The organism is Bathymodiolus japonicus methanotrophic gill symbiont (assembly GCF_019721995.1).
Lineage (GTDB): Bacteria > Pseudomonadota > Gammaproteobacteria > Methylococcales > Methylomonadaceae > Methyloprofundus.
Genome location: NZ_BLYC01000078.1, coordinates 1 through 10,629 on the forward strand (window position 1 = coordinate 1; position 10,629 = coordinate 10,629).

Below are 10,629 nucleotides of genomic sequence, written 5' to 3' on the forward strand. Positions count from 1 at the left end.
ATGGGCTTTAAAGCGTTTCACTCCGCCCAAGCAACAATTGATGGATTGAAACGGCACATATCATCCGAAAGGGCAATTATCTGAGGAAAATATTCCTGCTTATAAGTAGTTTATGGCTTTAGCAGGATAGTTATGTCTGAAGAGCAGGAGGACTACGCTTTTTGATGATTTTTGCGACAGAACCCTTCGGATTGGCGAATTGCCCTGTCGCCTACCACGGACTAAAAATCATCACTTCGCTTTAGCTCCGTTTCCCTGATTTTCAGCGATGGTGAATTCAAACTAAAAAGCTAACAATAAAGGATGACTTCGGTATGACAAAAATTGTAACTCTATATAACCACAAAGGTGGTTGTCAAAAACAACAACGACCTTCAATCTGCTCATTTTTTGGCACAAAATGGAAAAAAAGTTTTAGCGGTAGATGCTGATCCCCAATCAAACTTAACAGAGTTAATGATGTCTCCCATAATTGCTGATCTTGATGAAAATGAAAAGACAGAAGTGAAACAGAAATTGAAGGACGCAGTCTATTCGATTACTAAAACCAGATAGATGGTGATATATCTGAAATATCTATCGAAAGTGTAAAGACAATTAACACAGGCACGCGCCATGCTACCTCACGAAATTCCGGGACTCCTGTCGCCGTAATTCGTTCACCTACGCAGCGAATAGGAGATGCTCCAGCCGCCTGCGTCCGCCACAGACTGAGCACAAAGCAGCTCAGTCATGGCTACCACAAATGGCTCTACGGCTATTCGGGATAAAATTTTAGCCTCCCTCGCGCGCTATCGCGCACTTCGGATTGGCAAATTTCCCTGCGCCTTCTGGAGACTATCAGCCCGTCCGGGGCTGACAGCGATTGCCAGTGCAAATAACATCACACCTAAGAACCTACAAAACTGGAAAAAAATATTCTTAGACAATGCAGAAATAGCAATGGAGCCCTCCAAAGCCGTTAAAGATTACAAAGAGGATCTATTAGCAGCTCAAGAACAAAATGAGATGCTCACAAAAATCGTAGGAAAAATGACGGTTGAAAAGGAGTGGCTCGAAAAAAAGCTAAAAAGCTTGGACTCATCTGATAGAAAACAGTTGATTGAGCCCAAGCTTAACACTCTACCTCTAACACAGCAGTGTGCATTATTAGGATTAAATAGAAGCAATCTCTATTACAAAAAAAGAGAGAATAAAAAGAAAGAAGAGATCAAAACTCAGATTAATCACATTTTTAAAGACATCCCTATTTATGGTGCGGCTAAAGTACACCAGCAGTTGCTTGAAGGTGGTTTTAAAGTCAGTTTAAACACGGTGGCGAGTTATCGGCAGCAGATGGGCTTGAAAGCCGTATTAGCGGTAAAACAAGTCAATACAACGATCCCCATAAAAGAACATAAAAAATATACTTATAAGCTTAGAGATCTTGATATATCACACGCTAACCAAGTTTGGAGTACAGATATAACCTATATTAAAACCAAAGAAGGGATGGTTTATTTAGCGGCGATTATTGATTGGCACTCAAAAGCAGTGCTCGCCCATAAAATATCAAACACAATGGATTCTTTTTTAGTTATGGATGTATTAGATGAAGCGCTTTCTCTCTACGGAACACCTGAAATTTTTAATACGGATCAAGGCAGTCAATACACCAGTGAAATTCATACCCAACGACTAAAAAACAAAGGCATTACTATTTCTATGGATGGAAAAGGACGAGCAACGGATAATATTTGTATTGAACGGTTTTGGCGAAGTGCAAAATGTGAGCGTATTTATTTAAATGAATATGGTTCAATTAGAGCGTTAATAGAAGATGTTGATGACTATATTGAGTTTTATAATCATCAACGGTTTCATGAAACCCTGGACTATAAAAAACCAATGAATGTATATAGAGAAAGTATTTTAGCTAATGAACAGCAGAATGAAGCGGCTTAGGAATATGGAATAAGGATTGTTGAAAAATCTGTCTTGACTCTTTGGGGTGCTATAATTATCGACAATAATTAAAAATGGATGCAAGATCATTCTCAAATATATAATGATTTTTATGAGTTAAAACTACCTATTCGGCATGGGCTGCCACAATTTCTAGGTGTAATTCTTCAAAATTTTAAAATTAGAGGTGGTAAGCCAAAAGCAACTTATCAAATGTGGATGGAGCGTATCCCAGAAAAAGTATCATCCTCATTACTTCCTTCAATTAGTGAATTTAATACTGATGAAAAAGATATTACAAGCGGATTGGCTAAAGATAAAATTGTTGTATCAAAAATTCGTGACTTTGAAGGGTTAATTCCAATAATGCAAGAGTGTGGTAAAGCCATGTTTGATATATCACAAAATGACACAAAAATTATTTCAGCCTCTAATGGTAAAGCTTGGAGTGGTGCTCCTTGGGAAGGAGCCCAAGAAAGGATGGCAACATACCGCCAATCTATATCAGAAATAGCAACGAATTTGGACTTAATTAAGTAATGGCTATTGAACTCAAGGAATATATAGTCGCTTTTATAGATTTATTAGGGTTTTCGGCAATGGTACAACATGATTGCGAAAGACCAAAAAAAGAACATCGTTACATTAAAGTTTTATATACAATTCACCTTAAAACTAAAGAGCTGAAAAAGACAATAATTGGCCTAGAAATAACACAGTTCTCTGATTCCGTCGTGCTGGCTATACCATATAGCCAAGAGAACTACAAAAAGGTCGTAGACGTTATTTCAAACTACCAATATGATTTGCTTAATGATGGAATATTATGCCGTGGTGGTGCCTCATACGGAAAACATTTTTCAACTGAAGATTTCTTGTTTAGCAATGGAATGATTGATGCTTATAAGATTGAATCTACCATTGCATTAACTCCAAGAGTTATAATTAGCAAAGAGTTAATAGATTTAGTTTACCCTGCTAGTGAGCTGTCAAAAAACGAGCACTTGATACTCGAGAGTGATGGGTTGTATTTCATAAACTATATGAAAAATGGTAATGCTGATGATAGTTGGAAAGCAATATGTAAAGTAATTCCCGATGAATTAAGTGACAACCCTTCAATTAGGAGTAAACATATCTGGCTTATTGACTATTACAATCACCAGTTTCCAGAATCAAAACGAAAAGATAACCACCGCTTTGTTAGCCCTGACGCATGAAATAAAGCCGCATAAAAAGCCATGTTATATTAAGCAATTGGGTTTTAAATACCGAGTTTTCCTTGTTTTAAGCGATTGTAAGGCGAATAAAAAAGTTCTTCGAGGTCGTAGATGTTTAAGGGGACATTTTGTGATGACTATAGCGATAGAAGCAATAAAGCGTGGATTAATCGACTGTTGGGCAGTTCACTAAAAATCACAAAAACCAGGCTAAAACCCATGTCAAGAACTTTTTTAATTATTTACGCTGAGTAGTTACAGGGGGAATACATAAAGTATGCTTCAAAGATTCGGGGACTGCTCTCGATAGAGTGGCAGAGGTTATCGAGATAGCTACGTTAAGACTATTTATTTCCTTTTATCATTCAACAATACTCTTCGCTGTTGATACGTACCATTTGCCACCGCACCTAGTTTATTCATTCTTTAACCACGCATCCCCTTGGCAATCCTAACAATTCGACACTCACTAGAGGGGGGGGGTAGATGCACTGATAGATGGAGTTAAAAAAACAAGTGTTTTTTTAACATCACCATAAACACAGCTAATCACCATTAACAAGACCTTATTTATAGTTAATAATGTTAAAAAAGGCTGTTAAAAAACTTATCTCATGCTATAGTTAATAAAACCCATGTTAAAAAAGTAAACAGATGAAAATAGGTTACGCTCGAGTTTCAACATCTTCTCAAGATACATCACTACAAATAGACGCGCTTAATGCAGCTGGTTGCGAAATAATTTATAAGGAAAAAGCGTCAGGAAGTAAAAAAGACAGACCCGAACTTGAACAATGTTTAAAGTCTTTAAGGAAAGCTGATACGCTGGTTGTCTGGAAACTAGACAGGTTAGGAAGATCATTACAACACTTACTTGAAGTTATAAATGATCTTGAAAATAAAGGAATCGGTTTCACTTCATTAACTGAATCAATAGACACGACTACAAGCACAGGCAAACTTGTTTTTAATATATTTGGCTCACTTGCAGAATTCGAACGCTCATTAATTAAAGATAGAGTAAAAGCCGGCTTAGAGGCGGCTAGAAAAAAAGGAAGAATTGGAGGAAGGCCCTCAGCTCTTGATGAACAACAAAAGGAAATGGCAATAACGATGTTCAACGGCGGTGCATTGAAATCTGATATAGCAAAACATTTTGGTGTTACGAGACAAACTATTTACACCATACTTCAGGCGCGCCTGTCGAGATAAACATTTTAGCCTATATCACCCCAAAGAGTCAAGACAGATTTTTCAACAATCCTTATTCCATATTCCTAAGCCGCTTCATTCTGCTGTTCATTAGCTAAAATACTTTCTCTATATACATTCATTGGTTTTTTATAGTCCAGGGTTTCATGAAACCGTTGATGATTATAAAACTCAATATAGTCATCAACATCTTCTATTAACGCTCTAATTGAACCATATTCATTTAAATAAATACGCTCACATTTTGCACTTCGCCAAAACCGTTCAATACAAATATTATCCGTTGCTCGTCCTTTTCCATCCATAGAAATAGTAATGCCTTTGTTTTTTAGTCGTTGGGTATGAATTTCACTGGTGTATTGACTGCCTTGATCCGTATTAAAAATTTCAGGTGTTCCGTAGAGAGAAAGCGCTTCATCTAATACATCCATAACTAAAAAAGAATCCATTGTGTTTGATATTTTATGGGCGAGCACTGCTTTTGAGTGCCAATCAATAATCGCCGCTAAATAAACCATCCCTTCTTTGGTTTTAATATAGGTTATATCTGTACTCCAAACTTGGTTAGCGTGTGATATATCAAGATCTCTAAGCTTATAAGTATATTTTTTATGTTCTTTTATGGGGATCGTTGTATTGACTTGTTTTACCGCTAATACGGCTTTCAAGCCCATCTGCTGCCGATAACTCGCCACCGTGTTTAAACTGACTTTAAAACCACCTTCAAGCAACTGCTGGTGTACTTTAGCCGCACCATAAATAGGGATGTCTTTAAAAATGTGATTAATCTGAGTTTTGATCTCTTCTTTCTTTTTATTCTCTCTTTTTTTGTAATAGAGATTGCTTCTATTTAATCCTAATAATGCACACTGCTGTGTTAGAGGTAGAGTGTTAAGCTTGGGCTCAATCAACTGTTTTCTATCAGATGAGTCCAAGCTTTTTAGCTTTTTTTCGAGCCACTCCTTTTCAACCGTCATTTTTCCTACGATTTTTGTGAGCATCTCATTTTGTTCTTGAGCTGCTAATAGATCCTCTTTGTAATCTTTAACGGCTTTGGAGGGCTCCATTGCTATTTCTGCATTGTCTAAGAATATTTTTTTCCAGTTTTGTAGGTTCTTAGGTGTGATGTTATTTGCACTGGCAATTTCTTGCAGTGTTTTTTCATTCTTTAAAACTTCTAATACCAACTTGCTTTTAAATTCAGCACTGTAGACCGTTCTTTTTCTGCTCATTTTAATACTCCAATTTTTTACAAATAGTAACTAATTTGGAATAAGATTGCTTTGATTTCTTGTCTGGATTTGCTGGGGGATTATACTTATCAATATTGACTAATTCAGGGCGGCCATCTCTCTGTAAATCGGGCTCTGTGCTTTCGTTCTCCTACGCAGCGAAGAGGAGATGCTTCAGCCGCCCTGCGTCCGCCAAAGACTGAGCACAAAGCAGTTCAGTCATGGCTACCACAAATGGCTCTACCGCTGAAAATCATGGAAACGTAGCCTAAGCGAAGTGATGATTTTTAGTCCGCGATAGCCGTAGGGCCGTTGTTTTGTCGGAGTCTGAGCGTTAGCGAAGGTGGAGACAAAATAAAAGGCCATCCGACACGGCGTCAAGTCATTTGGAGCCTATGTTCCGACCCCTTGTTGGGTCGGGACGAGGTGACGAGGACGAATCGGGGCCGCCGGAGGCATAAGTGGTCGCGTTAAGTTTTTGCTGCTTGCTTGGGCTGGGATGCCCAAAACAAGCTTTCGCAAAAATAGCGACTCCCCGCGGCTATCTTACTGAGAAAGCGCAGTATTATTGAAACAATTAATGACCAATTGAAAAATATTTTTCAGCTAGAACACTCTAGGCACAGATCACTGACGAATTATATGGTCAATGCAGTCGACTGCTTGGTTGCTTATTCATACCAAGAAAAAAAGCCTGCTCTCAACCTAACTGAAGTTTCCCAATTATTGAGTAGCTGAAATACACAATGCTGGTGTATCGAGGTTTATTTTAGGTGGTTTTGCCATGTTTATAGCAAACCCCTACTTAATTCCCCTTAGGCAATAGCATTTGAAACGAATGAAAAGACTATTTTTTTTCATATAGTTGTAGCATAGTTTCAATTTTACCATAAATAATTATTGGGAAACTTCAGTCAACCTAAGAAGAGAAGATTTATTGCCTTTGCTATAATTCCTTATCCAGAACTCAGGTTAACCTAGTGTAAAAGCCAAGTACCATGTGGCATTCAGAAAAGTATGGCTGTAAAAATAGAGCCATTTTTAGTTGAGTATGTGAACCTTATTTGGCTGAAATAAAATCTTATGATCGTAGGCAATAAGGTGATTTTATTTTTTGCGACAGAACCCGTGCTTCATTGAGCGCTTACAATGAGATAAAAATGTTAGAAACTGAAGAAACTGAAGAAATTAAAGAAGAGCTGTCAGAAGATGGTTCAAAGACTGGTATTGAATCTGAAAATCAAGAAGAGAATATTCTAGAGCCTTTTGACCCTGACTCAATCTCTATTGAGTCTAAGGTTATTGCCATGGATACTGTTATACGTCGTTTAGACCAGAAAACAATTCAGTTAGACCCTAATTTTCAACGTAATGAAATTTGGGACCCGACACGTAGAAGCAAATTGATAGAGTCATTGATGCTAAAAATACCTTTACCCATGTTTTATGTTGCAGCAACAAAAGAAGGAGCTTGGGAGGTCGTAGATGGTTTACAACGCTTATCAACAATTAGAAATTTTATGCTGGGTGATAAAGAAGGAAAGAAATTAAAATTAAGTAACCTTGAGTTTTTGGGTAATAAATTTAATGGTAAAACCTTTGATGATATTGAAAATGATCCTTCACAAGTTCGGTTGATTAATACCATCAGGGAAACTGAAATGCGATTTACCGTGATTAACCCTGGTACACCTGAGGAAGTCAAAAGGAATGTTTTTAAGCGCATTAATACGGGAGGACTACCTTTAACAAGGCAAGAAATTCGTCATGCACTTTATCAGGGGAATTCTTCAGATCTGTTAATTAAGTTGGTGGAGTTAGCTGAGTTTAAAAAGGCAATTAACAGTAAACTTAATGATTCCCGTATGGGGGTTAGAGAATTGGTACTTAGATTTTTGGCTTTTCTTATTATACCTATGAATGAGTACCAATCGGATATGGATAGGTTTTTAAGTAATGCCATGCGTATTATTAATTGTATGCCAGAGCTGGAACATAAGAAATTACTTAATATTTATGGCGAAGAAGAGGCTATTCCGAAAATTAATTATAAAAATATAGCTAACATAGAAACAAAGTTTGTTCAGGGGATGCTCAGAGGCCATGAGATTTTTGGTGATCATGCCTTTAGAACGTCATTGCCTGGTAGTCCGCGTAAGTCACCTATAAATAAATCATTATTTGAAAGCTGGTCAACAATTTTATGTAAATTAAGTGAAAAAGATTTTGAGATGCTACGTAGTAAAAAAAAGGAATTGTTCATTGCCTATAAAGAGCAGTTAAAATCTGGTGGTTTTAGGGATTCTATTAGTAGGAATGCAGCAAAAAAGAGCAGTGGCGTGATGATGCGATATAAAGTCTTAAATAAAATTGTAACTGACATATTGGTAGAGAATCCTGATGATAACTAAAATTGAATTAAATGCATTTAAATCTTTTCCAGAAAATAGTATAGGATTTAAACCTCTAACTTTATTGGCTGGGTTGAATAATAGTGGTAAAAGTTCTGTAATTCAGGCATTAAGAATGTATTGTGATACTGCACTTTTAGATGGGCATGGTACGGCAGATGATATACGTTCAAGATTTTCATCCACAAGTGAATCGGTTCTGGTTACTTGTCATTTTTCTGATAACAAAAGTGACACTCTTAAACTCGATAATTCAACGCTCGTTAAACCAGACAAAGCACCTTTGTATCGTTATATAAGTGCGGATAGGCTGGGGCCACAAACTTCACTACCTTTATTACGTTCTTTAGGTGTATTCCCTCAGATTGGTAATAAGGGTGAGTATGTTTTGGATTTTTTACAGCAATTTGAAAATGCCATTATTCCTGATGTATTAGTGCATGAAAAGGCAGAAGGTGAAACATTATATTATGTTCTAAAAGGCTGGCTAAATGAAATATCACCAGGTGTTAAATTTCAATACCAGACTAATGCAAAAACGGATTCTGCTTATGCTGAAATAGATGGTTTTAGACCAGCAAATGTCGGCTTTGGCTTAAGTTATACCTTACCTATTTTGGTTGCTATTTTAGGGATGAGCGCACAAGCCCCTTCAGGTGGGTGGGAAGGAAGCTGGGGTGAGGAGTGGGAAGAGAAGAAAAAAGACCAAGGAGTATTAGTTATTCTTGAAAACCCTGAAGCTCACCTACACCCACAAGGACAAACTGCGATGGGTAAATTGATTGCTTTAGCTGCTTCTTGTGATATTCAGATAGTTGTGGAAACACATAGCGATCATTTAATGGATGGTATTCGGATTGCAGTAAAAGAACAAATAATTGCAGCTGATAAGGTGGCTTTTCAGTATTTTACGAAAAAGTCGAATGAGCCCAGTGAAGTTGAAAGTCCTAAGCTTCATGAGAATGGAAAGTTAGATTTTTGGCCCGAGTGTTTTTTTGATCAAACCTTGAAAAATAGAGCCATACTTGCACGAAAAGGTTGAGTTATGCATCATATTGTTTGTTTAAATTCTAATAGCTTTCCTGCATTTGATTCAGATAAGGCTTATGATTTATTTAGTGATTCGTTGCAAGGGGTATTAGCTTTAAATACTGGTACAGACCGATATGCTATATACCATGATTCTGCCTCTTCTGAGCCATTAGAAAAATTTGAGCTGTCCGAAACGTTTACTTATTTAGACTTTAAGGAACGACTTCTTAAGAATGGTGAGCAGGATTTTTTTTTGTTTCTTGAAGAAATAGAAGACAAAAGTCCAGCTATGGATTATTTACCTGATGACATTATTGATGACCTAACAAGTTATAGTTTTTATATGCCTAATTATGGTATTGCTAATAACCCCGAAGTATTTGGAGTTGCTTGGCTCATGCCTGCAATTTTATTAAGTATTGATACTGGCGCGCAATGGCGTAATCATAAAATTCAAATAGCGCGTATTTTTGATGGGAAATATATAGATGAAAAGTTACTTATAAAAAATATTGCTCAGAAGAGGCATGGGAAACTATTATCAGATGAATTTAATAAAGTAGATATTCAAGATAGTTGTGAAGAGTGTTTTTTTTCGGAAGACTTTTTAAGTTGGTATGAAGAGCAAACTGATGATAATAAGGTACGGGTTAGAGATAAATTAATGTTGGCTTGTGAAAAAGGTTTTAATGGTGGTAAGCCTTTATTTAAAAATCTGGCTGATGCTGAAGGGTTGAGGGAAATTAGGTTTTCGGCATACCCTGGGGGGGCAATTCGTATTCTATTTAAATCGTTAGGTGGTTTAGAACACGCTATTTTGGTTGGCTTTATTAAGAAAAATGATAATGAGGGGTATGCCAGCAATATTGTAAGAGCAAATGATCTGTTTCGGACGCGCAGCTTCTCCCGCTGTCAGCCCCGGACGGGCTGATAGTCTCCAGAAGGCGCAGGGAAATTTGCCAATCCGAAGTGCGCGATAGCGCGCGAGGGAGGCTAAAATTTTATCCCGAATAGCCGTAGAGCCATTTGTGGTAGCCATGACTGAGCTGCTTTGTGCTCAGTCTGTGGCGGACGCAGGGCGGCTGGAGCATCTCCTATTCGCTGCGTAGGTGAACGAATTACGGCGACAGAACCGGTTAATATTGGCTAATCCTGCATAGTTAGCGCCACTTTTATCCATAACGACCTTATCAGGAAAGCCATTATTGTTAATCGTTTGGTAACTACTCAGCGAAGCTGAGTAGTTACGTATTTTTAAACTTTAATATCAAATAGATATGTTTTTATTCAACGTGCACTTTAGCTACTCAATAATTAAGATGAAACTTCTGTATGCAATTTTGGGAATAATAATTTCATTAACAACACTTAATGGATGTATGAGGGCTGTAGACATCAGTTTAGGAGAACAAGGAGGGGCAGGCGTTGTTTATGACACAAAAGAACCCTGGCCATTGCTCAGGAAGGCAGCAGAACAAGGAGATTCTCAAGCACAATACAACTTAGGAGTTAAGTGGTACAAGAAATCAGCAGAACAAGGAAGTGCTAGTGGACAATACAACTTAGGAGTGATGTATG

At 37.4% G+C, this 10,629-nt stretch carries 13 protein-coding genes and 1 pseudogene; 10 read left to right on the top strand and 4 right to left on the bottom strand.

The window, feature by feature from the left end:
* The first annotated feature begins 390 nt into the window (after positions 1 to 390).
* Positions 391 to 555, top strand: a complete 165-nt coding sequence (locus tag K6984_RS28920) for a P-loop NTPase family protein (RefSeq protein WP_221898457.1) — start codon at positions 391 to 393, stop codon at positions 553 to 555.
* On the opposite strand, the gene K6984_RS28925 is transcribed toward K6984_RS28920, so the two are convergent.
* On the bottom strand, positions 542 to 718 hold the full coding sequence (locus tag K6984_RS28925; RefSeq protein WP_221898458.1) for a hypothetical protein: 177 nt from the start codon (positions 716 to 718) through the stop codon (positions 542 to 544). The genes K6984_RS28920 and K6984_RS28925 overlap by 14 nt on opposite strands.
* Before the next feature lie 14 nt (positions 719 to 732).
* On the opposite strand from K6984_RS28925, the gene K6984_RS28930 reads away from it, so the two are divergent.
* The 4 genes from K6984_RS28930 (at position 733) to K6984_RS28945 (ending at position 4,376) form a co-directional block, all read left to right on the top strand.
* The gene (locus K6984_RS28930; protein ID WP_221898459.1) at positions 733 to 1,944 is read left to right on the top strand and encodes an IS3 family transposase; all 1,212 of its coding nucleotides are present in this window, start codon (positions 733 to 735) and stop codon (positions 1,942 to 1,944) included.
* A 78-nt stretch (positions 1,945 to 2,022) separates the two neighbouring features.
* Complete coding sequence (locus tag K6984_RS28935; protein WP_221898460.1) at positions 2,023 to 2,484, top strand: hypothetical protein; 462 nt, start codon at positions 2,023 to 2,025, stop codon at positions 2,482 to 2,484.
* Complete coding sequence (locus tag K6984_RS28940) at positions 2,484 to 3,164, top strand: hypothetical protein (RefSeq protein WP_221897285.1); 681 nt, start codon at positions 2,484 to 2,486, stop codon at positions 3,162 to 3,164. The genes K6984_RS28935 and K6984_RS28940 overlap by 1 nt, the downstream gene beginning before the upstream one ends.
* Positions 3,165 to 3,818: 654 nt before the next feature.
* Positions 3,819 to 4,376, top strand: a complete 558-nt coding sequence (locus tag K6984_RS28945; protein WP_221898461.1) for a recombinase family protein — start codon at positions 3,819 to 3,821, stop codon at positions 4,374 to 4,376.
* A 65-nt stretch (positions 4,377 to 4,441) separates the two neighbouring features.
* Here the strand turns inward: K6984_RS28945 and K6984_RS28950 are convergent, their stop codons facing one another.
* From K6984_RS28950 to K6984_RS35425, 3 genes are all read right to left on the bottom strand, one after another.
* Complete coding sequence (locus K6984_RS28950; protein WP_087870166.1) at positions 4,442 to 5,608, bottom strand: IS3 family transposase; 1,167 nt, start codon at positions 5,606 to 5,608, stop codon at positions 4,442 to 4,444.
* A gap of 240 nt (positions 5,609 to 5,848) precedes the next feature.
* Positions 5,849 to 5,974, bottom strand: a complete 126-nt coding sequence (locus K6984_RS35420) for a hypothetical protein (protein ID WP_263458918.1) — start codon at positions 5,972 to 5,974, stop codon at positions 5,849 to 5,851.
* 27 nt (positions 5,975 to 6,001) lie between these two features.
* Complete coding sequence (locus tag K6984_RS35425; protein ID WP_263458596.1) at positions 6,002 to 6,130, bottom strand: hypothetical protein; 129 nt, start codon at positions 6,128 to 6,130, stop codon at positions 6,002 to 6,004.
* A gap of 21 nt (positions 6,131 to 6,151) precedes the next feature.
* Between K6984_RS35425 and K6984_RS28955 the strand changes: the two are divergent.
* The 5 genes and pseudogenes from K6984_RS28955 to K6984_RS35595 form a co-directional block, all read left to right on the top strand.
* Positions 6,152 to 6,346, top strand: a pseudogene (locus K6984_RS28955) (transposase); the annotation flags it as partial.
* 422 nt (positions 6,347 to 6,768) lie between these two features.
* On the top strand, positions 6,769 to 8,019 hold the full coding sequence (locus K6984_RS28960) for a DUF262 domain-containing protein (protein WP_221898462.1): 1,251 nt from the start codon (positions 6,769 to 6,771) through the stop codon (positions 8,017 to 8,019).
* Positions 8,009 to 9,061 (top strand): AAA family ATPase, encoded by a 1,053-nt coding sequence (locus tag K6984_RS28965; protein ID WP_221898463.1) that lies wholly within the window; start codon positions 8,009 to 8,011, stop codon positions 9,059 to 9,061. The genes K6984_RS28960 and K6984_RS28965 overlap by 11 nt, the downstream gene beginning before the upstream one ends.
* A gap of 3 nt (positions 9,062 to 9,064) precedes the next feature.
* The gene (locus tag K6984_RS28970) at positions 9,065 to 9,982 is read left to right on the top strand and encodes a type II toxin-antitoxin system RelE/ParE family toxin (RefSeq protein ID WP_221898464.1); all 918 of its coding nucleotides are present in this window, start codon (positions 9,065 to 9,067) and stop codon (positions 9,980 to 9,982) included.
* 409 nt (positions 9,983 to 10,391) lie between these two features.
* Positions 10,392 to 10,629, top strand: a 238-nt coding sequence (locus K6984_RS35595) for a tetratricopeptide repeat protein (protein ID WP_420831740.1), incomplete at its 3' end; no start/stop codon positions are given.

Excerpts from the sequence above, each read along its gene's own strand:
- K6984_RS28930 (WP_221898459.1), top strand. The coding sequence starts at position 733 with ATGGCTACCACAAATGGCTCTACGGCTATTCGGGATAAAATTTTAGCC.
- K6984_RS28935 (WP_221898460.1), top strand. The coding sequence starts at position 2,023 with ATGCAAGATCATTCTCAAATATATAATGATTTTTATGAGTTAAAACTA.
- K6984_RS28940 (WP_221897285.1), top strand. The coding sequence starts at position 2,484 with ATGGCTATTGAACTCAAGGAATATATAGTCGCTTTTATAGATTTATTA.
- K6984_RS28945 (WP_221898461.1), top strand. The coding sequence starts at position 3,819 with ATGAAAATAGGTTACGCTCGAGTTTCAACATCTTCTCAAGATACATCA.
- K6984_RS28950 (WP_087870166.1), bottom strand. The coding sequence starts at position 5,608 with ATGAGCAGAAAAAGAACGGTCTACAGTGCTGAATTTAAAAGCAAGTTG.
- K6984_RS35420 (WP_263458918.1), bottom strand. The coding sequence starts at position 5,974 with ATGGCCTTTTATTTTGTCTCCACCTTCGCTAACGCTCAGACTCCGACA.
- K6984_RS28960 (WP_221898462.1), top strand. The coding sequence starts at position 6,769 with ATGTTAGAAACTGAAGAAACTGAAGAAATTAAAGAAGAGCTGTCAGAA.
- K6984_RS28965 (WP_221898463.1), top strand. The coding sequence starts at position 8,009 with ATGATAACTAAAATTGAATTAAATGCATTTAAATCTTTTCCAGAAAAT.
- K6984_RS28970 (WP_221898464.1), top strand. The coding sequence starts at position 9,065 with ATGCATCATATTGTTTGTTTAAATTCTAATAGCTTTCCTGCATTTGAT.